We start from the raw sequence: 26918 nt of genomic DNA, 5'->3' as shown, positions 1-26918 counted from the left end.
CCGCGCGAACAGCGATGGTTTCTGCTAAGAGCCGACGTGCAGCCGAACCCGCACCTGGTCGCCATCGTCGATACCTTCGGGACGACGTAGCGCGATCTTCAGCGGTACCAGATAGACGCCGTCCTTCGGGATCAGCGATGTCGTCACCTCGGTGTCGCCGATGCGCACCCGCGCAGGAATGACACCCCAGCCGTAGGTCAACTCGCCGAGGTGAGCCCGCAGGAAGTCGTCGACACGTGCAGGTGTGGCGACGAAGAAATACGGTGCGGGGCCACGCCACTGGAACACCTCGGCCTCGAACTCCCAGTCCACGGCTCCACGCTAAGGCTGCGGGAACTTCGGCGCGCGCGGAACCGAACCGCCGACCGCTGGTGTGGCTATGGCACATGCCGCCGACGAGGACGCAGCACCACATGATTGCTTCCTGATGGGGCACCGTAGGGTCGGCGAGATATTCGTCTGTTGCGCGTCGGGGCCACCGTCGCTCCGATGGGCCGGGGGGCCACGATCACGATGACTGTGCTGCTGCTGACGTTGACGGGGTTCGCCTTGCTCGACTCCCTCAGCGTCCTGAACATCGGGGTCGTCTCCGCGGTGGTGTATGGGAGCCGGTTGAACCGTCAATCGGCCTTGCCTGGTGGCGTCAGCTTCATTGCCGGCGTCTTCACGGTGACCACCGTCTTCGGCCTGGGCGCCGTGCTTGGCCTGGGCCTGCTCACGGATCTGACCAACTTCAACCTGACGCCCACCCTGAGGTATTGGGGGGAGTTTCTGGTGGGACTGATCCTGATCGGCTTGGCGTTCTTCCCCCTGGTCGCCCAATCCACGGCACCGGGATGGGCGATGGCGGCGATGCGTCAGCGGCCCTGGTTGCTCGGGTTTGTGGGCGCTGCAGTGGGCTTAGGCCAGGCTCCCACGGCCGTGCCCTATCTGGCTGGGTTGGCCATGATCGCCGCACGCCAACCCCGACCACCGGAATGGCCGATCCTCGTGATCGCGTACTGCGTCATTGCGTTGCTGCCGTGCATGCTTGTTCTTGCGCTCTCGACCAGCCGAAGTAAACGGGCCGATCGCGCCCAGCGTCTCTTGGTGCGAACCTTGACCCGATACGGGCCCATCGGAGTCCGCGTTCTCTTCCTCGTTGCCGGGGTCGCGTTGATTTCCGACGCAATCGTGCACCGCAACCAGTGGTGGTAGCACTCCGGAAGCGTGAGTATCGACGCCCTGACGTCTCCGTTAAAGTCAGCGACGCCTCTGCTGGCGCTCACCTTGGCTTGCAGATCAGAGAGCGTCATTTGCCCGGCTGGCTGTAGATCATGAATCCGTAACGTTGCAGCGGCTCCAGCATCGGAGAAACTGACCAGCCGTTGCTTTGCACACGTTCCTCAGCACGGGTGGCAATAACCAGAAGCTGCCCACGATCAGCGCCGAAGCAGTACCACTGAAATCCGTTTCGTGCGAGGTCGCGCTGCATCGGCGGCTCCGAACGATAGCGAGCCACCAGCAGGAACGGGTCGCTGGACTCGCGATTTCGTGACCGGCACTGCGCGCTGAATGTTGAATCCCGCAATGTCAGTCCCTGCGTGGCAAACAGATACAGGTGGCCCAGTCCCTGGAAACGGCTGCCACCAATGCTGATTCGTCGAAGCTGTGGCTCGCACACGGAGGACAGCCATTCCGCCGGAGTCCCAGAGACGGCGTTCACATTCTCGAACCTCGGATCCTGCTTGGGACCGAAAATTACGGGAGTACCCGCGATTAACCGGGCGGGCATTGCGGTGACGATGGTGACGCTTGCCAGAAGTAAGCAGCCCAAAACCGCCGCCAGTCTCGCCGCCAGACGTGTCGCTGTCATCTCGAACTCCTCTGAGCCACAGGCTACGCCACCTTATCCGGAGTTTGCTGCGCCGCGGGGCTTGACCCTCGCACTGCGCCGACGAAGTCACCGTGGTCGCCGGGGGCGGACCGCTTACGCTGCTACAGCAAGAGATGGCCGATGCCCTGCCCGGTGTTGCACTTCGACGAGGCGATTGTTGTCACGAGCGGGGTTGAAAAGTTCCGCATCGCCTTCCCGCGGCGACCTTATGTTCGAGATCGCCAATGCTGCCGTAGTGCGTAACGAACGAAGGCGGTATCCAAGTGGAACTCGACTCCCGGGCCCAGAACAATCTGAAGACCTCCCCGGTTGATCTCTTCCCCACCGAGCGTTTCAATAACGCCATGCCTGCTCACACCGCCGTCCTGGTGACCGGAATGTCAGGCGTGGGAAAGACGACCGCCCTAGACGAGTTGGCGCGACGTGGGTACACCACCGTCGACACCGACGACGCCCACTGGATTGACATCGTCGATGGGGAGCCGCTGTGGCGCGAACCGCTCATCAACGACCTACTGAGTCGACCGCGTCAGACACCAATATTCATCCAGGGCACCGTCGCCAACCAGGGCGCCTTTTACCATCGCTTCGACGCGATCGTTCTGCTCAGCGCACCGCGTGACCTCATCTTCGATCGTGTCGCTAGGCGTACCAACAACCCGTTCGGTAAGACGCCACAACAGCGCCAGCGGATCGCCGACGACATTGCCGAGGTCGAGCCGCTACTTCGGCAAGCGGCCACACACGAGATCCAGACAACCCGGACGCCGGCCGAAGTCGTCAATTTGTTGATCGACATCGCAGTGGGCCAAGCAACAGCGCATTGAGGACATCAAGATTGGAATCCCCCGACTCGGAGACAATCGGGACATGCCCTCACTAACTGCCGACATCAGCGCAGCCAAAGTGCTCGCACGCCGACCACAGCCCACTCCGGCCAACCCATGAGTGGCCGAGAACTCACCCCAGCTGAGATCACCGGGCTTTGGAATGCGTGGACCCCGGCCGAAGTGTCACGCCAACTCTCCTCCGTCACTGCGCCGTGGTGCGTCACCGCCGGATGGGCGCTAGATCTATTCACCGAAGGCGCAAAACGTGAGCACGACGACATCGAAATCGCGGTGCCAGCATCACGATTCGGCGAGATCCAGGAAGCGTTACTCGATTTCGAATGGGACGTAGTCGGTGATGGCCGGGTCTGGCCGTTCCCTGAACAACGCGACACCCATTTTCAAACCTGGCTCCGGGAACCTGCAACGGGGATCTACCGCGTCGACGTCTTCCGTGAGCCAACAATCGCTGGCAGATGGGTCTGCCGACGCGATACCTCGATCACCCTGCCCTACGAACAAGTCATCCTTCGGAACCAAGATGGCATCCCATACGTCATTCCTGAGGTGGCATTGCTGTTCAAGGCTAAACATCTACGGGACAAAGACCAGACCGACTTCCGCAACGTGCTCCCAGCAATGGACGCAACCAGAAGAACTCGACTTCACAAATGGTTGTCTCAAGTTCACCCCAGCCACCCCTGGATCAAAACTCTGGACGCCCAGAGGTAACACCCAGGGACGGGCCAGTCTCGGAGAACCGTCCTGGATCAGCATCAGGAAACACCGAAGAGACGAATCCCGTTGATCGACTTCGCATGTTCAACGGCGTAGCCACAGAAGTCGCGAGATCACACCATCACGTCCAGTGTGGCTGCAAGCGCCCCGGACGGGAACGGTGTTTCAAGGTGGCCGCCGTGCAGGTGCCAGTAATGGTCGTTGATCAGTGCGGCCGTGGGCGCGAGTCGTCGGACGATGTCTGACAGTGGTCCCGCCCCTTCTCCGAGCGTATCGGCGCGGGGCAGGTCCCGAAGCCACGCGTTGCGGGCACGAGCATGCGGAAAAGCCATGGTCTTGCCCAGAATCGCGTTGGCCAGTTCGGCCGCACAATATGCGACGTCGTGATCGACGTGGGTGGCAAGGAAACGCCGCTCTGCGTCGTCAAGCTGAAAGTGAGCTGCCGCAGCAAGGCCAAAATCGGACACGATCAGGTTTTGACCCGTCGTCAAAATGTTGTCGAGGTGTACATCGAAATGCACCAAGCCACAGGCACGCATGCGTTGGGTAACGCCGAGCAGTTGATCCACAACACCTTTAGCAGACACGGCCACATCCATTGCGCCGCAATCCCATCTGCTGTCAATCCAGTCACGTAGCACCACCGCAGTCGCGCTTCGACCTCCGCCGTGCCCGTCTTCGACGATCCAATCGCTGACCATCTCGTGGGTCGCGACTTCTCGCCAGGCGTTGAATCCAGCCGATCCTTCTCCGACCCCGTAGCGGTACGACCGCGGAAGACCGAACAGGTTGCTCGTGTTGTCGGGTCCGGCATCCAGTTCACGATCGGACACACTGATTGCCTTCACGAGGTGGGCAGGTGGCGGGCACCGACTTCGGCGCAACCTCATCGCGATCGGGGCAAGGACCAACCTGCGAAGGCCACCGATCAGCTTCCGGGGTTCGTCCGCGACGTGCGCTCAACGCTCCCCTCGGGTGAGGGTAGAGTTCAACCGCCGCGGAAGACAACCGTCGGCTGCTGAATCCCCGTCGAACGGAAAATTGTGTCAGACCAACAAATTCCGATCGCGCAAGCCCGCGGCTCCGATGAGCCGAACATCTCGACACTGGTGGCGCTGAAGTCCCCGAGACGACTGAAGACAGAGGTACTTGCCGGTCTGGTCGTGGCGTTGGCGCTCATCCCAGAGGCGATCTCGTTCTCGATCATCGCCGGTGTGGATCCACGGGTAGGGCTTTTCGCGTCATTCACGATGGCCGTGACCATCGCCGTTGTCGGTGGCCGCCCGGCGATGATCTCTGCCGCGACGGGATCGATCGCCCTGGTGATCGCACCGGTGGCGCGCGAATACGGAATGGATTATCTGATCGCGACCGTCCTGCTCGCGGGCGCGTTGCAGATCGTGCTGAGCGTGCTCGGGGTGGCGCGCTTGATGCGGTTCATCCCCCGCAGCGTGATGGTCGGATTCGTGAACGCACTGGCAATCCTCATCTTCGTGTCGCAGCTGCCCCACCTGATCGGGGTGCCCGCTTTGGTGTACCCGTTCGTGCTCGTCGCCGTGGCGATCATCGTGCTGCTGCCCAAGATCACCACTGTCGTTCCCCCACCGCTGGTCGCGATCGTTGTCCTGACCGCGGCGGTCCTGGCGTTCTCCGTGCACATCCCCAACGTCGCCGACGAAGGAAAGCTACCCGACAGCTTGCCGGCATTCGTGCTGCCGCATGTCCCGTTCACCGTGCAGACGTTGTCCATCATCGCTCCCTACGCGCTGGCGATGGCTCTGGTCGGACTTCTGGAATCGTTGCTGACGGCAAAATTGGTCGATGACATCACCGACACCCACAGCGACAAGACCCGCGAGAGCACGGGGCAGGGAATCGCCAACATCGTCACCGGACTGTTCGGCGGAATGGGCGGCTGCGCGATGATCGGCCAGACCATGATCAACGTCAAAGTCTCAGGTGCCCGCACCCGCATCTCCACCTTCCTAGCCGGGGCATTTCTCTTGGTTCTCGTCGTCGGCCTCGGCGACATCGTCGGACTGATCCCGATGGCGGCGCTGGTCGCCGTGATGATCATGGTGTCGGTGGGCACGATGGACTGGCACAGCATCGCCCCGTCAACGCTGCGCCGAATGCCGCGCAGCGAGACGGTGGTCATGCTGGCCACCGTGATCGTCACGGTGGCCAGCAACAACCTGGCCTACGGTGTCATCGTCGGTACCCTGACCGCGATGGTGCTGTTCGCGCGTCGTGTGGCGCATCTGGCCACCGTCGAGAAAGTCAGCTCAACAAGTGATTCCGCCGATCCAAGCGCCGAGGGCACGGCGCACTATCTGGTGCGCGGCGAACTGTTCTTCGCCTCGAGCAACGACCTTGTCTACCAGTTCGACTACGTCGGTGATCCGCACCGGGTGGTGATCGACATGTCCGAATCGCACATCTGGGATGCCTCCAGTGTCGCCGCTCTCGACGCCATCACCACCAAATACCGGCGAAAGGGTAAGCAGGTCGAGATAATCGGCCTCAACCAGGATTCGGCCGATCGACATGACCGACTGTCAGGTCGATTCGGCGACGAGAGTTGAAGCGCCGACGATGCCGTGAGACGGACTCGCCGTCGTCAACCTGTGCCCGGGTTCGGTGGCAGCTCCCGTAGTGCGGCATCGGGGTCGGGGCGTCCAGCGGGCAGGTTGTCAGGGGGCTCTATTCGCAGCATCCGCGCAACCGGTACGTCAGTCGACGAGTGCAACACGATCGACAACGCGATGGTGACCGCAACGAGGTCGAACACCAGCTCACGATCTACGATCCCCGACTGGAGCGCGAGCAGCCCGTAAACCACCGATGCGAATCCCTTCGGTCCGAACCAGGCCGCGGTGAGGCGTTCGCTACGCGGCAGCTGGGTACGCAGCAACGAGAGCAACATCGCTGCCGGTCGGACCACCACGATGGCCACCGCGGCGAACAGCCATTCCTGCCAACCGAGATGAGACAGACGGTCCGGTGTGATCAACGCTCCGAATACCAGAAGAGCGGCGAATTTCGTCAACTCCGAGAGCAATTCACCGAATGGTTCGAAATGCTCAGCCGCGACATGGTCGAGGGTGGCCAGCGTCGACCCTGCAGCGAATGCTGCCAGGTATGGGTTGGCATGCGTCAGATGACATCCCGCATACACCAAGACGGCGATAGCCATCGGTCCCAGCGGTTGCAGACGCGGCTCGGCGGTGAGGATCTTGGTTCTCCAAGCCAATGTGACTCCGGCTGCCACCGCGGCACCCATGACGAGGCCCGACAACAGTTCGATGCCCACCTCGGCCAGATTTGAATGCTCATGTTGGGCCATGGCAAGGAAGATCAAGACGAATGGCAGGGCCAGACCGTCGTTGAGACCGGACTCGACATTGAGCAGCCGCCGAAGACGCAGCGGAACATCGGATCTACCGACCAACGCGGCCGCGAACACCGGATCCGTCGGAGAGAGTATGGCGCCGATGAGAAAGGCTGTCGGCCAATCCAACCCGGCGAGATAGTGCGCTGGAATCGCGATTCCGACCATGGTCAACGGCATACCGAAGCCCAACGCCCGGCCGGACAGTGTCCAATTTTCCTTCAACGCAGCCACATTGGCACGCTGACCGTCGGTGAACAGCACTGTGAACAGTGCTACGTCGGCGAGCAGAGAGACAATCGGGTCATCGGGGCCGATCGCCACGATGCCAAAGCCCCCGGGCCCGATCAATGCGCCGGCGACAAGGAAGAGCAAGGCCGTCGACAGAACTGTTCTGGCGGCTACACCCGAAAGCGAGACGCTGACCAAAAGGACCAGACCAAAGGCCAGCACAAGCACCACGTCGGACCCCCATGCTCATCGTTTCCCGCCGCCACCGACGGTGCGACTGCCGACCAGAATTGCCGGCGCCCCAGCAAAACCTTGCCGCACGTCGCCGCAGCAGGCAAACCCGTTCGACCGTCACCCGCGGATCCTAAGCATGCACGCTGGTGCAGCAATTGCACATTGCAATGATCATGGGCCGAACCACCCGCACCACCACAGCCAGCCGCATCGTTGCACCTCAGCGCGGCATGGGGCGGCTGGTGGCTGCGGGGAGCCGGGCGCCGACATGCTGGTCGGGGTGGCGTTGATGATGATCTTGATTGTCATCATCGCCCGGGTCGCGTCCGACGAGACTGAGCCAACCGTGCCGCGGCTGACGACGTTTGCGGACTGTGGTATCCGGGTAGCCGTACCACTATCAGCTCGCGGGAATTGTAGTAGCGCGATTGCGACGGCCCTGAGGACATCCACGACGCAGTCAGATCGGCCTCTGAACAAAGGAGTTCGCCATGCTCGCAACCATCCTCGGCGCCATTGTCGTCGGGTTGATCATCGGTGCGCTCGCCCGACTGATCATGCCCGGCAAACAGAACATCGGCGTCATCATGACCGTGACTCTGGGTGCGCTGGGATCCCTGGCAGGTACATGGCTGTGTTATCAGTTCGGCTACAGCAACGAAAACGGTGGCTTCGCAATCATTCCGTTCTTGGTCGGCATCATCGTCGCCGTTGTCTTGATCGCCATTTATCTGGGCGTCACCGGTCGCCGGGGTGCGCGACGGTAGCTCGACCACATCGCGGCAGTGAACGCGGGTCGATTACCATCTCCGGCAACGCTTCCGCGGTGATTTCATTGCGGCGGCCAGCGGCCGTCAAGGGCGTCCTCGACCCGTATCGCGGCGTCGCGCATACGGTTCCGCTCGGCAGCGTCAAACGTTTGGCGGGCGGCGACCGCCCGGGTTCGCTCGAGCTGATCGTGTATCGCGCTGCGATGCTCCGGTTGGTCGGCGCACCAGGCCAACTCCCGTAGCAGCGCGAACACCCGATCGAGGACCGCGACATCGCCCGCGCCGTAGTGCCTCGGCGCTCCGATGGCCAGCTCGAGCAGTTCGGCCAGGCCCGGGCGCCGCAACACGACCCGAACTCGGTCCTCGTCGTCGAGCAAGCACTTAGGTCCCAGCGTGTGTGCGGCGAACTCGCACAACAATGCCGCACTATGTCCCAGCGTGTGAATGGCGGTGGTGGGGTCGTTGATTCCCGGCGACAGGGCCTTGGTCGCGACATCGGTCAGTTGGCGCAGTCCATAGCCGAGGTCATCGACCGAAGTCCGCTCGAACCCCGTCGCCACCGCGCGCGCGACCCTCGCCTGCAATTCCTGGACGCGCTCCTTGTCCAGGACGGGCTGCGACGCGAGCGCCCACGCATACCCGATCGGCGTGCGAGCGATCAGCGAGCTACCCGGCTCGCGGTCGATCAACACCACGGTCCCGGTGTCCTGCGCAGCGGCCAGCAGCGCGACTTCGTCGACTCGAGTGAGAAACCCCGACGCGCCCGCCGTCAACAGAACCGCGTCAGGTGGTGGTGTCGGCGGGGCGCCGATCGGTATCTCGGCGGAGGGGTCCAGGAGGCGCCGCATCGTCGCGCCGGCCTCGACATGCACGGTGCTCACCATGGACTCGACGCGAATCTCGCGGACCAGATGCGCAAGGAACAAGACCAGCGTCAGCACGCTCGTCATGGCCAGCAGATAGGCCAGGGTGACCGACAGCTGTGGAACGAACTCCACGTCCCCGGGTCCGGCGCGGACGGTACGCAATACGGTCAGGGCGAAGGCGAAGGTGGCAAGCAGCAGCGCCAGGCTGCCCTGGACGAATCGGTCACCGGTGAAGGTGCGCAGCAATCGCGGCGAGAACTGGCTACTCGCCAACTGCAGTGTCAGCACCGTGAGCGAAAAGGTCAGCGACGTCACCGTCATCAGCGATCCTGCGATGACGGTCAGCACTGAGCGTGCCGCGTCAGCGTCACCGCCGAAAAGATGATCGCTCAGTGCTGGTGGCAGCCCCCGGCCGTACAGTTCCTCGAGATTCGTGAGCGCCACTCCGACCCCGATCGCGGCGACCACCGCAGCCGCCGGGATCGGCCACAGCCGGCTGTGCAGGGCATCCGCAAACGCAGCCCATCGACGCGTGATGGCGTTCACTTTCCGGACTCAGTCCTGGTGCGTGACAAGCCGACGGACGACATGCGCTTTGACCATCGCGGCATCTACCGGGTCCTCGCTGCGCTGGGAGCCGGGCCGGGCGGGCGGGCCGAGGTTCGGTGGGTTTCTTCTCTCTCCGCTGGAAGCTGGCGCTGCGGGGGCGACAGTATCCCGCGATCCGAAGCTAACGCCGACATAGAGCCCCCTGTTTGACACCCGCGTGATCCCGATGCCACCACCGTAACTTTCCGACGCGACGAGCAGGTTCGCTATGTTGCGATCGATGTGACCACAACCAGGTACATCCATTGAGCCCTAACGACTCTCGTGGTGGTCGGGTGCTGGCCGACAGAATCAGCCATCTCCTGGGCACGCACCCGGTCAGTCACACGATGCGCAATCGCCCCGATCAGGGGCCCAATGAACGTCCCGGAGCCGCCGCTTATCAGCCCGGTGACCTTCGACCACCTCGAGATCGTCCACGACCGCGCTGGTGGTCCGCCTGCGGGAGCGGATGAATCTGCCAACGCCGCCGATCAGAATGACCCAGATGGCACGCCGCCGTCCGGGGCCCCGGACGGACTTTCGATGGTGGGCGCGGACGGTATCGAACCGCCGACCGCTGGTGTGTAAAACCAGAGCTCTACCACTGAGCTACGCGCCCCGTCGCAGGCACGGTACACGCCCACGAAGGCCAGTACTAAATCCGCAAAGCGGCCAGCGCGTCCCGCCAGACGGCCGCGTCGCGCACCTCGCCGGGCTGCTTGCACTCGGCGAACCGGATGATCCCGGACCGGTCGATCGTGAAGGTGCCCCGGTCGGCGAAGCCGGACCCCGTATTGAACACCCCGAACTGCTCAGCGACGGCGCCGTGCGGCCAGAAGTCCGACAGCAGGTCGAAGGTGAACCCGCTCTGCTTGGCCCACACCTTGTGCGTCGGCGGCGGCCCCACCGAGACCGCGAGCGTGACGGTGTCGGCGGTGTTGTACACCTCGGGATGGCTCTGAATCTCGCCCAGTTCACCGGCACAGATCGGGGTGAAGGCGAGCGGAAAGAACACCAGCAGGACGTCGCGGCCGCGAAACCCCGACAAGGTGACGGGCTGGCCGTGCTGGTTCTTGAGGGTGAAGTCGGGCGCGGCGAGGCCCGCAGTCAGCATCGGTGCACCGCGAGATTGCGGTTACCGCGACGATGTGCGAGTGCGGGCCGCAATAACGGCAATCTCGGCGCCAACCGGGCTATCGGCTCTTCGCCTTGGACTTCGGCTGCACCAGCCGGCTGGCAATCCAATCGCCCAGGTTGGCCGACGACGTCTGCATCAGCCCGGCAGTGGGCGCCGACTCGGCGATCTCCGCGGGCTGCACGTGACCGGGCTTGCCCGTCTTCGGAGTGATGACCCAGATGACACCGTCGTCGGCGAGCGGCGTGATGGCGTCCATCAGCCGATCTACCAGGTCACCGTCGTCATCGCGCCACCACAACAACACCACGTCGACGACCTCATCGGCATCCTCATCGAGGAGTTCGCCGCCGGCGACGTCCTCGATATCGGCCCTAATATCGTCGTCGGTGTCTTCGTCCCACCCCAACTCCTGAACGACCTGATCCTTCTCGATGCCCAGTTTTCGGGCGTAATTCGGGTCAGAGTCCGTCCCCGCGACCACCGTCTGTCCTCCTTCAAGCTTTTAGCGTTTCCGAGTGCGCTCGGCCTATATTCGCACGCCGGGGCCTATCAACCGAGACTTGGCGGCAAGGTTTATCGATATGCCTTATCGCACAGGTTCAGCGCGGCGTCCTTCGCATCGTTGAGTCGGCCGACTCCGTCGTTGAACGCATCCGGCCCGACATCGCCCGCAATCGACGACGCCAAGGCCCGAGCCGCACCCACCCACTCTGTCAGAGCGCTCTTCAGGTCCGGACCCAGCGGGTCGGAAATGCTGTGTTCGACCGCGTCGGCGCTGTGATTGAGCGCGTCGATCGCCGGGCGCGCGGCGCCGGCGACGTCACCGTTCTCGTTGTACGCGCCGACGTAGTCGTTCACCGCGGAGATGGCGTCCACGCTGCTGGAGCTGAGCGCCTCGCAGGAGCTGTGGATGGCACTGGTCGTGACCGACTTCTGTCGCTCGGATTCCTTCGAGCTGGAACTCTCCGCCGACTCGGCGGCCGAGGCCGACACCGACGCGCGATAGACCGGCGCATCGGCCTTGTCCACCGTGGCGGTACCGCTGGTCACGCTGGTGCACCCGACCACGATCATCGCCAGAGCGGCCAGACAACCCAGCACCAAGGCGCCGATTCGTATCCGGACCAGCACCGAAGACCCCCGCCAACTGTTGCGCATTGCTGCCAGACGTTACCGGTTCGGGCCGTCAATCGCCGGATCATTCGGTTACCGAGCGGTAGGCCACCCTGCGCGGTGATGTGGGGCACGATAGAGGCACGATAGTGACGCCACAAGCAACCAAGCACTACGAAGCACCGCCAACCAAGGAGCCCAAGTTGACCACCGAGTTCGCGCGCCAAGACCTGGCCCAAAACTCTGGTACCACAGGCGAACCCGATCGCGTCCGCGTGATCCGCGAAGGTGTCGCCTCCTACCTCCCCGATATCGACCCCGACGAGACCGCCGAATGGCTGGAATCGTTCGACGCACTCCTGGAACGGTCCGGCCCGGCTCGCGCGCGCTACCTGATGCTGCGCCTGCTGGAACGATCGGGTGAGCAGCGTGTCGCCATCCCCGCGCTGACGTCCACCGACTACGTCAACACCATCCCCACCGAGCTGGAGCCCTGGTTCCCCGGTGACGAGGATGTCGAGCGGCGCTACCGGGCCTGGATCCGCTGGAATGCGGCCATCATGGTGCACCGTGCCCAGCGGCCGGGAGTCGGTGTGGGCGGCCATATTTCGACCTACGCCTCGTCGGCCTCGCTGTATGAGGTCGGCTTCAACCACTTCTTCCGGGGCAAGTCCCATCCCGGTGGCGGCGACCAGATCTTCATCCAGGGCCACGCCTCCCCCGGCATGTACGCCCGCGCCTTCCTCGAAGGCCGGCTGACTGCCAACCAGTTGGACGGTTTCCGCCAGGAGCACAGCCACGCCGGCGGCGGCCTGCCGTCCTACCCGCACCCGCGCCTGATGCCCGACTTCTGGGAGTTCCCCACGGTGTCGATGGGCCTGGGCCCGATGAACGCCATCTACCAGGCGCGGTTCAACCACTACCTGCACGACCGGGGCCTCAAGGACACCTCGGACCAGCATGTGTGGGCGTTCCTGGGCGACGGCGAGATGGACGAGCCGGAGAGCCGCGGCCTGATCCAGGTGGCGGCCAACGAGGCGCTGGACAACCTGACCTTCGTCGTCAACTGCAACCTGCAGCGCCTGGACGGGCCGGTGCGCGGTAACGGCAAGATCATCCAGGAGCTGGAATCGTTCTTCCGCGGCGCGGGCTGGAACGTCATCAAGGTGGTGTGGGGCCGCGAGTGGGACGCGCTGCTGCACGCCGACCGGGACGGCGCCCTGGTCAACCTGATGAACACCACGCCCGACGGTGACTACCAGACCTACAAGGCCAATGACGGCGCCTACGTGCGGGACCACTTCTTCGGTCGCGACCCACGCACCAAGGCACTGGTGGATCCGATGACCGACAGCGAGATCTGGAATCTCAAGCGCGGCGGCCACGACTACCGCAAGCTCTACGCCGCCTACCGGGCCGCGATGGAACACAAGGGCCAGCCCACGATCATCCTGGCCAAGACCATCAAGGGCTACACGCTGGGGCACCACTTCGAGGGCCGCAACGCCACCCACCAGATGAAAAAGCTTGCCCTGGAAGACCTCAAGGCCTTCCGCGATGTCACCCGGGTGCCGGTCAGCGACGCCGCGCTGGAAGAGAACCCCTACCTGCCGCCGTACTACCACCCGGGGCCGAACTCGCCCGAGATCCGGTACCTGCTGGATCGGCGGCGCACCCTGGGCGGTTTCCTGCCCGAGCGCCGCACCAAGACCAAGGCCCTGAAGCTGCCCGGCCGCGACGCCTACAAGCCGCTGAAGAAGGGGTCCGGCACGCAGGCCGTGGCCACCACCATGGCGACGGTGCGCACACTCAAGGAACTGTTGCGGGACAAGGAAATCGGCCCGCGGATCGTCCCGATCATCCCGGACGAGGCCCGCACCTTCGGTATGGACTCGTGGTTCCCCAGCCTCAAGATCTACAACCGCAACGGGCAGCTCTACACGGCCGTGGATTCCGAATTGATGTTGGCCTACAAGGAATCCGAGGTCGGCCAGATCCTGCACGAGGGCATCAACGAGGCCGGTTCGACCGCATCGTTCACCGCGGTCGGCACGTCGTATGCCACCCACAACACCACGATGATCCCGATCTACATCTTCTATTCGATGTTCGGGTTCCAGCGCACCGGTGACGGTCTGTGGGCGGCCGCCGATCAGATGGCCAAGGGATTCGTGCTGGGCGCCACCGCGGGCCGCACCACGCTGACCGGCGAGGGTCTGCAGCATGCCGACGGGCATTCCCTGCTGCTCGCGTCCACCAACCCGGCGGCGGTGACCTATGACCCGGCCTTCGCCTACGAGATCGCCTACATCATCGAAAACGGTCTGCAGCGGATGTACGGGGAGAACCCGGAGAACATCTTCTACTACATCACCATCTACAACGAGCCGTACGTGCAGCCCGCCGAGCCGGAGAACTTCGATCCCGAGGGTCTGCTGCGCGGCATCTACCGCTACCGGGCGGCCGCCGAGAAACGCACCAGCACCGCCCAGATCCTGACCTCCGGCGTGACCATGCCGGAGGCGCTGCGGGCGGCCGACCTGCTGGCTGCCGAATGGGATGTGGCGGCCGATGTCTGGTCGGTGACCAGCTGGGGCGAGCTCAACCGGGACGGCGTGGCGGTGGAGAAGCAGCGGCTGCGGCATCCGGATCAGCCGGCCCCGACCGCCTATGTCACCCAGGTGCTCGGCGACACGGCCGGCCCGGTGGTGGCGGTGTCGGACTGGATGCGGGCGGTCCCGGAGCAGATCCGGCCGTGGGTGCCCAACACCTACGTCACGCTCGGCACCGACGGGTTCGGTTTCTCCGACACCCGCCCGGCCGCGCGCCGGTACTTCAACACCGATGCCGAATCGGTCGTGGTGGCCGTGCTGGAGGCGCTGGCCCGCGACGGGGAGATCGATCCGTCGGTGGCCGTCGCCGCGGCCAAGCAGTACCGCATCGATGACGTCTCCGCGGCCGAGGTGTCCTACGCCGACACCGGGAGCGCCTAGCCCAGTCCGTTTGTGCGGTTTCATACGCCTCGCCCGGCGTGTCGCGTATGAAACCGCACAAACGCGGTGCGTCTCTCACAAAAGAGAAGCGTAGATTTTATCCATGCCCGACAAACGGACCGTTCCGCCCGCATCGACGCTGGATGTGCTGCAGAGCGTGCCGGAGTCCGCGCTGCGCCGGCTCAAGCAGTATTCGGGCCGGCTGGCCACCGAGGCCGTGCACGCCCTGGAAGAGCGACTGCCGGGCTTCTCCGACCTGGAGGCCTCCCAGCGCGCCAGCGTGCAGCTGGTGGTCCAGACCGCGGTCATCAACTTCGTCGAGTGGATGCGCGACCCCACCAGCGATATCAGCTATACCGCCCAGGCTTTCGAGGTCGTCCCCCAAGACCTGCGCAGACGGGTGGCGCTGCGCCAATCCGTCGAGATGGTGCGGGTCACCATGGAGTTCTTCGAGGAAGTGGTGCCGCTGCTGGCCCGCACCGACGAACAGCTGACCGCCCTGACCGCGGGCATCCTGCGCTACAGCCGCGATCTGGCCTTCGCCGCCGCGACGGCGTATGCCGATCAGGCCGAGGCGCGGGGCGCCTGGGACAGCCGGATGGAGGCCAATATCGTCGACGCCGTGGTCCGCGGGGACGCCGGCCCGGCCCTGCAGTCCCAGGCCGCCGCCCTGAACTGGGATGCCACCGCATCCGCCACCGTGATCGTGGGCTATCCCCACCCGGACCGCCTGGACCTGGTCAGCGGCGATGTGCACGACGTGGCATTGCGCAACGGCCGTACCGCCCTGTCGGATGTGCACGGCACCTGGCTGGTCACCATCGTCTCCGGGCCGCTGTCCCAGACCGACCGCTTTCTCTCGGAGCTGATGAAGGTGTTCGGCAACGGCCCGGTGGTGATCGGCCCCACCGCGCCGAGCTTGCTGACGCTGCACCGCAGTGCTGCCGAGGCCATCTCGGGGATGCGTGCCGTCACCGGCTGGGGTGGTGCGCCGCGACCGGTGGCCGCTCGCGAGCTGCTGCCGGAACGGGCGCTGCTCGGCGATGCCATCGCGCTGGCCGCACTGGAGACCGAGGTGATGCGCCCCCTCGGCGATGCCGACCCCGCATTGACGCAGACCCTCGACGCGTATCTGGACTCCGGCGGCGCCATAGAAGCTTGCGCACGCAAATTGACGGTTCATCCAAACACCGTCCGCTACCGCCTGAAACGGATCACCGACTTCACCGGCCGCGATCCGACGGTCCCGCGCGACGCGTACGTGTTGCGGGTGGCCATCACGGTGGGTCGGCTACGGCGTGATTCAGGCCACTTCAACGGGTCAAACGGCAGTACGAACGGGACATTCTCAGGCCAATCGGCGAATACGGACAGCCAGATTCCGACGTGACAGATCGCAGCCTGGTCTCGGCGCGGTCGCATCACGTGCACTTTTGTGGAAACTCCACAAAAGAATAAGACAAGGTTCATAATCTCTTACACGGCACAGAGACGACTTCACAGTGTTTTCTTAGAGCCGTGCTTGCATTGCTTGCTCCCGGACAGGGATCCCAGACCCCCGGCATGCTCAGCCCATGGCTGGAGTTGCCCGGGGCTTCCGAGCGCCTGGCCGCATGGTCGGCGATCAGCGGACTGGACCTGGCCCGGCTGGGCACCACCGCCACCGCCGAGGAGATCACCGATACCGCGGTGACCCAGCCGCTGGTCGTGGCCGCCACCCTGCTGGCGCACGAGCACGTCACCAAGGCCGGCCTGCTCTCCGGTGATGCGGCCATCGCCGGTCACTCGGTCGGCGAGATCGCGGCCTACGCGATCGCCGGTGTAATCTCCCCCGACGACGCCATCAAGCTGGCCGCCACCCGCGGCGCCGAGATGGCCAAGGCCTGCGCGCTGGAGCCCACCGGGATGGCCGCCGTGCTCGGCGGCGACGAAGCCGCTGTACTTGAAGCCCTCGCTCGATTTGACCTCATCCCCGCCAACCGCAACGCCGCCGGTCAGATCGTGGCCGCCGGTGCGATCGCCGCGCTGGAGAAGCTCGCCGAGGATCCGCCGGCCAAGGCCCGGGTCCGGGTCCTGGCCACCGCCGGCGCCTTCCACACCCACTACATGGCGCCCGCCGCCGAGGGCTACGCCGCCGCGGCCGCGGAGGTGGCGACCGCCGAACCGACCAGGACGCTGCTGTCCAACGCCGACGGCAAGCCCGTCGCCGACGCCGCCGACGCGATGGCCAAGCTGGTCGCCCAGATGACCCGGCCGGTGCGCTGGGACCTGTGCAACGAGACCCTGCGGGGTCTCGCGGTCACGGCGATCGTCGAGTTCCCGCCCGCCGGGACGCTCGTCGGCATCGCCAAACGAGAACTGAAAGGCACACCGACCTATGCGGTGAAAGCCCCCTCAGACCTGGATGGGCTCGCCGAGCTCTGATCCCCGGGTGTCATAACCGAAGACGTTCCACCAACACTCCGACAGCCGGAGTGGAGCAACCGAAGAAACAGAAGGAGCCATCGTGGCCGCCAGTCAAGAAGAAATCATCGCCGGTCTTGCCGAGATCATCGAAGAGGTCACCGGTATCGAGCCGTCTGAGGTGACGATGGAGAAGAGCTTCGTCGACGACCTGGACATCGACTCGCTGTCGATGGTCGAGATCGCGGTGCAGACCGAGGACAAGTACGGCGTGAAGATCCCGGACGAGGATCTGGCCGGCCTGCGCACCGTCGGTGACGTCGTCGGCTACATCCAGAAGCTCGAGGAAGAGAACCCCGAGGCTGCCGCCGCGCTGCGCGATAAGTTCTCGAAGTGACCCGACCTTCCACTGCTAACGGCGGTTTCCCCAGCGTTGTGGTGACCGCCGTCACGGCGACTACTTCCCTCGCTGCGGACATCGAGGGCACGTGGAAGGGCCTACTGGCCGGCGAGAGCGGAATCCGCGTCCTCGAGGACGATTTCGTCACCAAGTGGGACCTTCCGGTACGCATCGGCGGCCATCTCGTCGAGAACCTCGACGAAAAGATGACCCGGCTGGAGATGCGGCGTATGTCGTATGTCCAGCGGATGGCCAAGTACATCGGCAATCAGTTGTGGGACACCGCCGGTCGGCCGGAGGTCGATCCCGATCGTTTCTCGGTCGTGATCGGCACCGGCCTCGGTGGCGGCGAGAAGATCGTCGAGACCTACGACGCGATGAACGAGGGCGGCCCCCGCAAGGTGTCGCCCCTGGCCGTCCAGATGATCATGCCCAACGGCGCTGCCGCCGTCATCGGTCTCGAACTCGGGGCCCGTGCCGGCGTCATCACCCCGGTCTCGGCGTGTTCCTCCGGCTCCGAGGCCATCGCCCACGCCTGGCGTCAGATCGTCATGGGTGACGCCGACATCGCGGTATGCGGTGGCGTCGAGGGCGGTATCGAGGCGCTGCCGATCGCGGCGTTCTCGATGATGCGCGCCATGTCCACCCGCAACGACGACCCGGCCGGTGCGTCGCGTCCGTTCGACAAGGACCGCGACGGGTTCGTGTTCGGCGAAGCCGGTGCGGTGCTGATCCTGGAGACCGAGGAACACGCCAAAGCCCGCGGCGCCAAGCCGCTGGCCCGGGTGCTCGGTGCAGGCATCACCTCGGACGCGTTCCACATGGTCGCTCCGGCGCCGGACGGCGAGCGGGCCGGCGCGGCGATCAAGCGCGCGCTGGAGACGGCAGGCCTGTCGCCCAAGGACATCGACCACGTCAACGCACACGCCACGGCCACCCCGATCGGTGACACCGCGGAGGCCAACGCCCTGCGCGTCGCCGGGGTGGAACATGCCGCGGTATACGCACCCAAGGGCGCACTGGGTCACTCCATCGGCGCCGTCGGCGCCCTGGAATCCATCCTGACGGTGCTGGCTCTGCGCGACGGCGTCATCCCGCCGACGCTCAACTATGAGACGCCCGACCCCGAGATCGATCTCGATGTCGTTGCGGGCGAGCCTCGATACGGCGAATACCAGTACGCCATCAACAACTCATTCGGGTTCGGTGGCCACAATGTGGCACTGGCCTTCGGGCGGTACTGAGTAGGTAGGAAAGGAAAGCTCAGTTCATGGCGGGAGTCTCGACGGGGAACGGTCTGCCCAACGTGGTGGTCACTGGCATTGCCATGTCGACCGCGTTGGCGACCGATGCCGAGAACACCTGGAAGAAGCTGCTCAATGGGGAGAGCGGGATCCGGAAGCTCGAAGATCCATTCGTCGAGCAGTACGACCTTCCGGTCCGCATCGGCGGACATCTCCTGGAGGATTTCGAGGACGACCTGACGCGCGTCGAGAAGCGCCGGCTGTCCTACCTCCAGAAGATGTCGACGGTGCTGGGGCGTCGGGTCTGGGAGAACGCCGGGTCTCCCGACGTCGACTCGCGCCGGCTGATGGTGTCGGTCGGCACCGGACTGGGCTCTGCCGAGGAACTGGTGTTCGCCTACGACGGGATGCGGGAACGCGGTCTTCGGGCCGTCTCCCCGCTCGTCGTGCAGATGTACATGCCCAACGGGGCTGCGGCCGCCATCGGTCTCGAGCGCAAGGCCAAGGCCGGGGTGAGCACCCTGATCTCGGCCTGCGCCTCGGGTTCGGAAGCCATCGCCAACGCCTGGCGCAACATCGTGCTCGGTGAGGCCGATATCGCCATCTGTGGTGGGGTGGAAACCCAGATCGAGGCGGTGCCGATCGCCGGCTTCGCTCAGATGCGCATCGTGCTGTCCAACAGCAACGACGATCCCGAAGGGGCCTGTCGCCCGTTCGACAGGGACCGCAACGGATTCGTCTTCGGTGAGGCCGGCGCCATGCTCGTCATCGAGACCGAGGAGCATGCCAAGGCCCGCGGCGCCAACATCCTGGCCCGCATCATGGGCGCCAGCGTCACCTCGGACGGCTACCACATCGTCGCGCCGGATCCCAACGGCGAGCAGGCCGGCTACGCCATGAGCCGGGCGGTGCAGCTGGCCGGGCTGCAGCCCTCCGATATCGATCACATCAACGCGCACGCGACCGGCACCAGCGTCGGTGACGTGGCCGAGGGCGTGGCGATCAACAAGGCCATGGGCGGCCACCGCCCCGCGGTCTACGCACCCAAGTCGGCACTGGGTCATTCGGTCGGCGCAGTCGGAGCGGTCGAGTCGATCCTGACCGTGCTCGCCTTGCGTGACGGCGTCATACCGCCCACGCTGAACCTGAAGAACCTGGATCCGGAGATCGACCTCGACGTGGTGGCCGGGGAACCGCGGCAGGGCAACTACCAGTACGCCATCAACAATTCGTTCGGTTTCGGCGGGCACAACGTCGCCCTCGCCTTCGGCCGATACTGACGACGCGCTCACCGCGAGACCAAGGAGAACCCAGATGACGACCATGGCCCCAGAGACGGCTGCCGAATCCCTTGATCCTCGCGATCCGCTGCTGCGGTTGTCGACGTTCTTCGACGACGGCACCGTGGAGCTGTTGCACGAGCGCGACAAGTCCGGTGTGCTGGCCGCCTCCGGTGCCGTGAACGGGGTGAAGACCGTCGCGTTCTGCACCGACGGCACCGTCATGGGTGGTGCGATGGGCATCGAGGGTTGCGCCCATATCGCCAATGCCTACGACCTCGCCATTGAGGAGCAGACCCCGATCGTCGGTATCTGGCACTCCGGCGGCGCCCGGCTCGCCGAGGGCGTCAAGGCGCTGCACGCGGTCGGCCTGGTGTTCGAGGCGATGATCCGCGCCTCGGGTTACATCCCGCAGATCTCGGTGGTCGTCGGCTTCGCCGCCGGTGGCGCCGCGTACGGCCCCGCGCTGACCGATGTCATCGTGATGGCGCCGGACAGCAAGGTGTTCGTCACCGGCCCGGACGTGGTGCGCAGCGTGACCGGTGAGGACGTCGACATGGTGTCCCTCGGCGGTCCGGAAGCCCATCACAAGAAGTCCGGCGTGTGCCATATCGTCGCCGACGACGAGCTCGACGCCTACGAGCGTGGCCGTCGCCTGGTCGGGCTGTTCTCCCAGCAGGGCCATTTCGACCGCAGCAAGGCCGAGGCCGGCGATACCGACCTCAAGGCCCTGATGCCCGAGTCGGCGCGGCGCGCCTACGACGTGCATCCGATCATCGAAGCCCTACTCGACGACGACGCCCCGTTCGAGGAGTTCCAGTCCCGGTGGGCTCCGTCCATCGTGGTCGGTCTGGGCCGGCTGGCCGGGCGCTCGGTCGGCGTCATCGCCAACAACCCGCTACGCCTGGGCGGCTGCCTGAACTCCGAGAGCGCCGAGAAGTCGGCCCGTTTCGTGCGGCTGTGCGACGCGTTCGGCATCCCGCTGGTGGTCGTGGTGGACGTGCCCGGCTACCTGCCCGGTGTGGACCAGGAGTGGGGTGGCGTGGTGCGCCGCGGCGCCAAGCTGCTGCACGCGTTCGGTGAGGCCACCGTGCCCCGGGTCACCCTGGTGACCCGCAAGATCTACGGCGGCGCGTACATCGCGATGAACTCCCGTTCGCTGAACGCCACCAAGGTGTTCGCCTGGCCGGAGGCTGAGGTCGCCGTGATGGGCGCCAAGGCCGCCGTCGGCATCCTGCACAAGCGCAAGCTGGCAGCCGCCGCTCCCGAAGACCGCGAGGCCCTGCACGAGGAACTCGCGCTGGAGCACGAACGGATCGCCGGTGGCGTCGACTCCGCGATCGAGATCGGCGTGGTGGACGCCAAGATCGATCCGGCGCACACCCGCAGCGTGATCACCCAGGCACTGGCCGAGGCCCCGCACCGGCGCGGCCGGCACAAGAACATCCCGCTGTAAGCACTGTCCACGAATGGCCTGGGAGGATCTCCCGGGCCATTCGTCGTTTCGATGAGTTTTGCCGGCGGACCGGGTCTACTGGTCATGGTGCAGCTGCTGAAAGTCCAGAACTTCAACGTCTCAGAGGACGGCTTCGGTGCCGGCGAGGGGCAGAGCTTCGAGCGGCCGTTCGGCCACGCCGACCCGGGCACCATGTTCGCGTGGGCGGGTGCGACGGCCAGCTGGCCCAACCGCACCGACCCCGGCGGTACCCGGGGCCTCGACGATTACCTCACCCGAGATTTCGCGAACAACATCGGCGCGGAGATCATGGGACGGAACAAGTTCAGCCCCCATCGCGGCCCGTGGGCGGATCAGGACTGGCTGGGCTGGTGGGGTGACGAACCGCCGTTCCACACCCCGGTGTTCGTGCTGACCCATCACCCACGCCCGTCATTCACCTTGTCGGACACCACCTTCCACTTCGTCGACGCTGACCCGGCGTCTGTGCTGGAGATGGCCCGCGGGGCCGCCGGGGGCAAGGATGTGCGGCTGGGTGGTGGGGCGACCACCATCAGGGAGTTCCTCGACGCCGATCTGGTCGACACCCTGCACGTCGCGGTGTCGCCGTTCACCCTCGGTAGCGGATCCCGGCTGTGGGACTCCCCCGACGAGCTGCGCGACAGATTCCATTGCGATGTGGTGCCCAGCCCGAGCGGTGTCACCCATCACCTGTTCTGGCGGCGCTGAGGGTCTGGTACCCGCGCTTCAGTCGACGAGGAACTCCGCCGCGACGGCGGCCGCTCGTGCGCGATCGGCCGCCACCAGTCCGATCCGGGTCCGGCGGTCCAGGATGTCCTCGGCCGTCAGGGCGCCCTCGTGGGTCACCGCGAACTCGAACTCCGCACGCAGCACGTCGATGCCGTCGGCGACCGGTTCGGCGGGTTGGGCGCAGGTCGCACCGGCGAGCACCTCCACCGCCTCGGCGCCGAACCGGGCGATTAGTGAATGCGGCAGTCCGGCAACGGCTTCCCGGGTAGCGCCGACCAGCGGCAGGTTCCTGGTCCGGCATGGTGCCGCCGTGAGGCCGCGCAGCGCGACGGCCCGGTCCAGCACGTCTTCGGCCATATAGCGGTATTCGGTGAGCTTGCCGCCGATCACGCTGATCACCCCCGACGACGATTCGGTGACGGCGTGTTCGCGGGAGACGTCGGCGGTCCGGCCTTCCCCGGTGTCGATCAGCGGACGCAGTCCGGCGTAGGCACCGAGCACATCCCCGGGCTCCAAGGCGGTCTGCAGCGCGGTGTTCACCGTGTCGAGCAGGAACGTCATCTCCTGCGGGGTCGCCTGCGGGACATCGGGAATCGGCCCGGGCGCCTCCTCGTCGGTGAGTCCGAGGTACACCCGACCGAGTTGTTCGGGCATTGCGAAGACGAAGCGATTCAGCTCACCGGGGATCGGAATGGTCAGGGCGGCAGTGGGATTACCGAACGCCGCGGCGTCGAACACCAGGTGGGTACCCCGGCTGGGCCGCAGCCGCAGGGACGGATCCACCTCGCCCGCCCAGACCCCGGCCGCGTTGATGACGGCGCGGGCGGTGAGCCCGAAGGTCTCGCCGGTGAGTTCGTCGGTCAGTGTGACCGACGTCCCGGTCGCCGCCGACGCCGACACCCGGGTCAGGATGACGGCACCATGTCCGGCGGCGGTGCGAGCGACCGCGGTGACCAGCCGGGCGTCGTCGATCAGCTGCCCGTCGAAGGCCAGGAAGCCGCCGTCGAGGCCGTCGCGGCGCACCGTCGGGGCGAGTTGTACCGCGCGGGCGGCGTCCACCCGGCGCGACCGCGGCAGGATCGAGGCCGACGTACCGGCCAGCTTGCGCAGTCCGTCCCCGGCGACGAATCCGGCGCGCACCAGCGCGCGGGAGGCCCGGCTCATCGACGGCAACAGCGGCACCAGCTGCGGCATCGCCTTCACCAGGTGAGGGGCGTTGTGCGACATCAAGATTCCGCGTTCGACGGCGCTGCGCCGGGCGATCCCCACATTGCCGGTCGCCAGGTAGCGCAGGCCGCCGTGCACCAACTTCGAACTCCACCGGCTGGTACCGAAGGCCAGGTCGTGTTTCTCCACCAGCACCACGGACAGGCCACGGCTGGCCGCATCGAGTGCGATACCGGCACCGGTGATACCGCCGCCGATCACGACGACGTCGATCAGTGCGGTGTCGGCGAGCGCGGCGAGTTCGGCGCGGCGGCGCGCGGCGTTGAGTGCGGTACTCATGGCTTGAGGTATCCGTTCAGGGCGTGTTGGAGTTCGACGGCCAGCGCCTCGGTGTCCAGGATCGGGGCGACCATCTGCGCGGACTGCACCGCCGACTGGGTGATCAGCAGGCACATGGCGGCCAGCTGCCGGGGATCGCCGGCGCGCACGCTGCCGTGCTCCTGGGCCAGCTTGAGCTGACCGGCGAGCGCGTCGATCAGGATCTGCTGGCTGGTGCCCAGGCGCTCGGCGATGTACACCATGGCCAGCTCGGGCGCGGTGTGCAGCACCGACATCACGATCTCGTCCTGGCGCAGCCGCTGCGCCACCGCCACCATCCGCGCCACCAGGTCGGCGCGCCCCACCCCGCGCTCACCCACGTCCACCAGCACCCGGGTGACCCGGGCGGTGAGCAACGCGGCCAGGATCGACTGGGTGTCGGGCCAGCGCCGGTAGACGGTCGGCCGGCTCACGCCGGCGCGGCGGGCGATCTCGGCAAGGGTCACCCGTTCGATGCCGAACGCCAGCACACAACTGGCGGCGGCATCCAGGATCCGGTCGGCCAGCGATTCACCGCCGTCGTCGTTACTGATTGACATCATGTGTAATACTGTAACGCATGATGAAGTGGAATGCCTGGGGCGATCCCGCAGCGGCCAAACCGTTGTCCGGCGGGATCCGGGCCCTGCTCAAGCAGGCGCTGGGCATCGAGGAATCGGACACTGCCGACATCACCGCCGAGCAGGTGACGCTCAGCCCGTCCCGGCTGACACCCGCCGATCGCGCATCGCTGGAAGCGATCGTCGGAGCCGGCCACTACCGCGTGGACGACCAGGACCGGCTCCTGCGGGCCGGCGGCAAGTCCACTCTGGACCTGTTGCGGCGCAAGGACACCGGCGTTCAAGATGCCCCCGATGCGGTCCTGCTACCGGGTTCCGAAGAGGAGATCGCCGCCATCCTGGAGTACTGCGCGCGGCAGCGCATCGCCGTCGTCCCGTTCGGCGGCGGCACCAGCGTGGTGGGCGGCCTCGACCCGGACCGCGGCGGCCTGGCCGCGGTGGTGTCGCTGGATCTGCGCCGGTTGGACCGGCTGCTCAGCGTCGACGAGATCTCCGGCGAGGCGGTGCTGCAGGCCGGTGTCACCGGACCCGACGCCGAACGGCTGCTCGCCGAGCACGGCTTCTCCCTCGGCCACTTCCCGCAGAGCTTCCAATTCGCCACCATCGGCGGGTTCGCCGCCACCCGGTCCTCGGGCCAGGACTCGGCCGGCTACGGTCGCTTCGACGATATGGTCCGCGGTCTGCGCGTCGTCACGCCCGCCGGTGTACTCGATCTCGGCCGGGCCCCGGCCTCGGCGGCCGGCCCCGATCTGCGCCAGCTCATCGTCGGTTCCGAAGGCGTCTTCGGGATCATCACCGCCGTCCGGGTCCGGGTGCATCCGGTACCCGAGTGCACCCGCTACGAAGCGTGGTCGTTCCCGGATTTCACCACCGGCGCCGCCGCGTTGCGCGCGGTGACCCAGACCGGCACCGGCCCGACGGTGATCCGGCTGTCCGATGAGGTGGAGACCGGGGTCAACCTGGCCACCACCGAGAGCATCGGGGAGCAGCGCGTGACCGGCGGATGCCTGGCGATCACCGTGTTCGAAGGGTCGGCGGCGCACGCGGAGAGCCGGCACGACGAGACCCGTGCGGTACTGGCCGCCCTCGGTGGCACGTCGCTGGGCGAGGCCCCGGCCCGGGCCTGGGAGCACGGCCGCTTCGGTGCCCCCTACCTGCGGGATTCCCTGCTGGCGGCGGGTGCGCTGTGCGAGACGCTGGAGACCGCCACGTCGTGGTCGAACATCCCCGCGCTGAAGGCCGCGGTCACCGACGCCCTGACCGGCGCACTGGCCGAATCCGGCACGCCGGCGCTGGTGATGTGTCACATTTCGCACGTGTACCCCACCGGAGCCTCGCTGTACTTCACCGTCGTGGCCGCCCAGCGCGGCAACCCGATCGAACAGTGGAACACGGCCAAGACCGCAGCGTCGGAGGCGATGGTCCGTACCGGGGCGACCATCACCCATCATCACGCGGTCGGCGCCGACCACCGCCCGTGGATGCGCGACGAGATCGGCGATCTGGGCGTGGAGGTGCTGCGTGCGGTGAAGGCGGTGCTCGACCCCGCGGGAATCCTCAACCCCGGCAAGCTGATTCCGTGAACAGGATCACCGTCCTGACCAACCCCGCGTCGGGACACGGCAACGCACCACATGCCGCCGAGCGCGCGATCGCACGATTCCAGCAGCGCGGGATCAACGTGTGCGAGATCGTCGGCACCGACGCCACGCACGCCCGCCGGCTCGTCGACGACGAACTCGCCCGCGGCACCGACGCGCTCGTCGTGGTCGGCGGCGACGGCATCATCTCGGTGGCGCTGCAGGCACTGGCCCTCGGTGACGTCCCCCTGGGGATCATCCCGGCGGGTACCGGCAACGACCATGCCCGTGAATTCCACATCCCCACCGGCGATCCCGAGGCGGCCGCCGACGTAGTAGCCGACGGGAAGACGCAGACCGTCGATCTGGGCCGCATCGTCGATGCCACGGGTGCGGTCACGTGGTTCGGAACGGTGATGGCAGCGGGCTTCGATTCGCTGGTCAGCGACCGCACGAACCGGATGAGCTGGCCGCACGGCCGGATGCGCTACAACGTCGCCATGGTCGCGGAGCTGTCCCGGCTGCGGCTGCTGCCGTTCCGGCTCACCTTCGACGACGGGCCGGAGGTCGTCACCGAACTCACCCTGGCCGCGTTCGGCAACACCCGCAGCTACGGCGGCGGCATGCTGATCTGCCCGGGGGCCGACCCGACCGACGGCTTGCTCGACATCACGATGGTGCACTCCGCGTCGCGCACCAAACTGATCCGGCTGTTCCCCACCGTCTTCAAGGGCACCCACGTCAATCTCCCCGAGGTCACCACCAAGCGGGCGGCCGCCGTGGTGGTCGACTCCCCCGGCATCAACGCCTATGCCGATGGCGACTTCGCCTGTCCACTTCCGGTGACGGTGTCGGCGGTGCCGCACGCACTGAAGCTGCTCCGCAGCTAACTTCCGGGTGGTTGCCAGCCACGCGTGCAACGATCTCCT

The 26918-nt window shown here is 66.0% G+C and carries 25 protein-coding genes and 1 tRNA gene; 15 read left to right on the top strand and 11 right to left on the bottom strand.

The genetic code is table 11. The features are described 5' to 3' along the window. Positions 1-24: 24 nt before the first annotated feature. Positions 25-312, bottom strand: a complete 288-nt coding sequence (locus FHU31_RS21700; protein WP_167162338.1) for a DUF1905 domain-containing protein — start codon at positions 310-312, stop codon at positions 25-27. A gap of 201 nt (positions 313-513) precedes the next feature. Between FHU31_RS21700 and FHU31_RS21695 the strand changes: the two genes are divergently transcribed. Then, positions 514-1197 (top strand): GAP family protein, encoded by a 684-nt coding sequence (locus tag FHU31_RS21695; protein ID WP_167162958.1) that lies wholly within the window; start codon positions 514-516, stop codon positions 1195-1197. Between the two features lie 94 nt (positions 1198-1291). On the opposite strand, the gene FHU31_RS21690 is transcribed toward FHU31_RS21695, so the two are convergent. Next, on the bottom strand, positions 1292-1855 hold the full coding sequence (locus FHU31_RS21690; protein WP_167162336.1) for a hypothetical protein: 564 nt from the start codon (positions 1853-1855) through the stop codon (positions 1292-1294). Between the two features lie 284 nt (positions 1856-2139). Between FHU31_RS21690 and FHU31_RS21685 the strand changes: the two genes are divergently transcribed. Together FHU31_RS21685 and FHU31_RS21680 are read left to right on the top strand one after the other, a co-directional pair. After that, on the top strand, positions 2140-2703 hold the full coding sequence (locus tag FHU31_RS21685) for a shikimate kinase (RefSeq protein WP_263987754.1): 564 nt from the start codon (positions 2140-2142) through the stop codon (positions 2701-2703). Positions 2704-2820: 117 nt separating this feature from the next. Next, positions 2821-3438 carry a nucleotidyltransferase domain-containing protein gene (locus tag FHU31_RS21680; protein ID WP_167162334.1) on the top strand — a complete coding sequence of 206 codons (618 nt, stop codon included), beginning with the start codon at positions 2821-2823 and terminating at the stop codon, positions 3436-3438. A 119-nt stretch (positions 3439-3557) separates the two neighbouring features. Here FHU31_RS21680 and FHU31_RS21675 read toward each other — a convergent pair whose 3' ends face one another. Next, the gene (locus FHU31_RS21675) at positions 3558-4277 is read right to left on the bottom strand and encodes a protein kinase family protein (RefSeq protein WP_167162332.1); all 720 of its coding nucleotides are present in this window, start codon (positions 4275-4277) and stop codon (positions 3558-3560) included. Between the two features lie 231 nt (positions 4278-4508). Here FHU31_RS21675 and FHU31_RS21670 point away from each other — a divergent pair, with 231 nt between their 5' ends. Further along, positions 4509-6029 carry a SulP family inorganic anion transporter gene (locus tag FHU31_RS21670; protein ID WP_263987784.1) on the top strand — a complete coding sequence of 507 codons (1521 nt, stop codon included), beginning with the start codon at positions 4509-4511 and terminating at the stop codon, positions 6027-6029. Between the two features lie 35 nt (positions 6030-6064). On the opposite strand, the gene FHU31_RS21665 is transcribed toward FHU31_RS21670, so the two are convergent. Further along, a complete protein-coding gene (locus FHU31_RS21665; protein ID WP_167162330.1) occupies positions 6065-7297 on the bottom strand; it encodes a cation:proton antiporter in 1233 nt (410 codons plus the stop codon). A 494-nt stretch (positions 7298-7791) separates the two neighbouring features. Here FHU31_RS21665 and FHU31_RS21660 point away from each other — a divergent pair, with 494 nt between their 5' ends. Further along, the gene (locus tag FHU31_RS21660; RefSeq protein ID WP_167162328.1) at positions 7792-8067 is read left to right on the top strand and encodes a GlsB/YeaQ/YmgE family stress response membrane protein; all 276 of its coding nucleotides are present in this window, start codon (positions 7792-7794) and stop codon (positions 8065-8067) included. Between the two features lie 65 nt (positions 8068-8132). Here the strand turns inward: FHU31_RS21660 and FHU31_RS21655 are convergent, their stop codons facing one another. The 5 genes from FHU31_RS21655 to FHU31_RS21635 form a co-directional block, all read right to left on the bottom strand. Beyond that, complete coding sequence (locus FHU31_RS21655; protein ID WP_167162326.1) at positions 8133-9482, bottom strand: DUF2254 domain-containing protein; 1350 nt, start codon at positions 9480-9482, stop codon at positions 8133-8135. A gap of 589 nt (positions 9483-10071) precedes the next feature. Next, positions 10072-10146: transfer RNA gene (locus tag FHU31_RS21650), tRNA-Val, on the bottom strand. 36 nt (positions 10147-10182) lie between these two features. Next, on the bottom strand, positions 10183-10641 hold the full coding sequence (locus FHU31_RS21645) for a peroxiredoxin (protein ID WP_167162323.1): 459 nt from the start codon (positions 10639-10641) through the stop codon (positions 10183-10185). Between the two features lie 79 nt (positions 10642-10720). Continuing rightward, positions 10721-11146 (bottom strand): DUF3052 domain-containing protein, encoded by a 426-nt coding sequence (locus tag FHU31_RS21640; protein ID WP_167162322.1) that lies wholly within the window; start codon positions 11144-11146, stop codon positions 10721-10723. 92 nt (positions 11147-11238) lie between these two features. Beyond that, positions 11239-11823, bottom strand: coding sequence for an Rv2240c family protein (locus FHU31_RS21635; protein WP_167162320.1), 585 nt, complete (start codon positions 11821-11823; stop codon positions 11239-11241). Positions 11824-11981: 158 nt separating this feature from the next. Here FHU31_RS21635 and aceE point away from each other — a divergent pair, with 158 nt between their 5' ends. From aceE to FHU31_RS21595, 8 genes are all read left to right on the top strand, one after another. Further along, a complete protein-coding gene (gene aceE / locus FHU31_RS21630; protein WP_167162318.1) occupies positions 11982-14771 on the top strand; it encodes a pyruvate dehydrogenase (acetyl-transferring), homodimeric type in 2790 nt (929 codons plus the stop codon). 103 nt (positions 14772-14874) lie between these two features. Then, positions 14875-16161 carry a PucR family transcriptional regulator gene (locus FHU31_RS21625; protein ID WP_167162316.1) on the top strand — a complete coding sequence of 429 codons (1287 nt, stop codon included), beginning with the start codon at positions 14875-14877 and terminating at the stop codon, positions 16159-16161. 128 nt (positions 16162-16289) lie between these two features. After that, entirely contained in the window at positions 16290-17195 is a 906-nt protein-coding gene (locus FHU31_RS21620; protein WP_167162314.1) for an ACP S-malonyltransferase, read from the top strand. A gap of 82 nt (positions 17196-17277) precedes the next feature. Further along, positions 17278-17571: a meromycolate extension acyl carrier protein AcpM gene (acpM, locus tag FHU31_RS21615; protein WP_167162312.1), complete on the top strand. Its 294-nt coding sequence runs from the start codon at positions 17278-17280 to the stop codon at positions 17569-17571. After that, positions 17568-18818 (top strand): 3-oxoacyl-ACP synthase KasA, encoded by a 1251-nt coding sequence (gene kasA, locus FHU31_RS21610; RefSeq protein WP_167162310.1) that lies wholly within the window; start codon positions 17568-17570, stop codon positions 18816-18818. The genes acpM and kasA overlap by 4 nt, the downstream gene beginning before the upstream one ends. Positions 18819-18844: 26 nt before the next feature. Then, positions 18845-20098 (top strand): 3-oxoacyl-ACP synthase KasB, encoded by a 1254-nt coding sequence (gene kasB / locus FHU31_RS21605; RefSeq protein WP_167162308.1) that lies wholly within the window; start codon positions 18845-18847, stop codon positions 20096-20098. Positions 20099-20132: 34 nt separating this feature from the next. Then, a complete protein-coding gene (locus FHU31_RS21600) occupies positions 20133-21554 on the top strand; it encodes an acyl-CoA carboxylase subunit beta (RefSeq protein WP_167162306.1) in 1422 nt (473 codons plus the stop codon). An 84-nt stretch (positions 21555-21638) separates the two neighbouring features. Beyond that, a complete protein-coding gene (locus FHU31_RS21595; protein WP_167162953.1) occupies positions 21639-22283 on the top strand; it encodes a dihydrofolate reductase family protein in 645 nt (214 codons plus the stop codon). 18 nt (positions 22284-22301) lie between these two features. On the opposite strand, the gene FHU31_RS21590 is transcribed toward FHU31_RS21595, so the two are convergent. Further along, entirely contained in the window at positions 22302-23810 is a 1509-nt protein-coding gene (locus FHU31_RS21590) for a glycerol-3-phosphate dehydrogenase/oxidase (protein ID WP_167162304.1), read from the bottom strand. Then, the gene (locus FHU31_RS21585) at positions 23807-24391 is read right to left on the bottom strand and encodes a TetR/AcrR family transcriptional regulator (RefSeq protein WP_167162302.1); all 585 of its coding nucleotides are present in this window, start codon (positions 24389-24391) and stop codon (positions 23807-23809) included. Before FHU31_RS21585 ends, FHU31_RS21590 begins: the two co-directional genes overlap by 4 nt. A gap of 20 nt (positions 24392-24411) precedes the next feature. On the opposite strand from FHU31_RS21585, the gene FHU31_RS21580 reads away from it, so the two are divergent. Both FHU31_RS21580 and FHU31_RS21575 read left to right on the top strand, forming a co-directional pair. Further along, on the top strand, positions 24412-25992 hold the full coding sequence (locus FHU31_RS21580; RefSeq protein WP_208411272.1) for an FAD-binding oxidoreductase: 1581 nt from the start codon (positions 24412-24414) through the stop codon (positions 25990-25992). Further along, positions 25989-26879, top strand: coding sequence for a diacylglycerol kinase (locus FHU31_RS21575; RefSeq protein WP_167162298.1), 891 nt, complete (start codon positions 25989-25991; stop codon positions 26877-26879). Before FHU31_RS21580 ends, FHU31_RS21575 begins: the two co-directional genes overlap by 4 nt. Positions 26880-26918 lie beyond the last annotated feature (39 nt).

The sequence above is a fragment of the Mycolicibacterium fluoranthenivorans genome (assembly GCF_011758805.1).
In the GTDB taxonomy this organism is placed as follows: Bacteria; Actinomycetota; Actinomycetes; order Mycobacteriales; family Mycobacteriaceae; genus Mycobacterium; species Mycobacterium fluoranthenivorans.
This window is presented reverse-complemented; position numbering and strand designations above follow the sequence as displayed.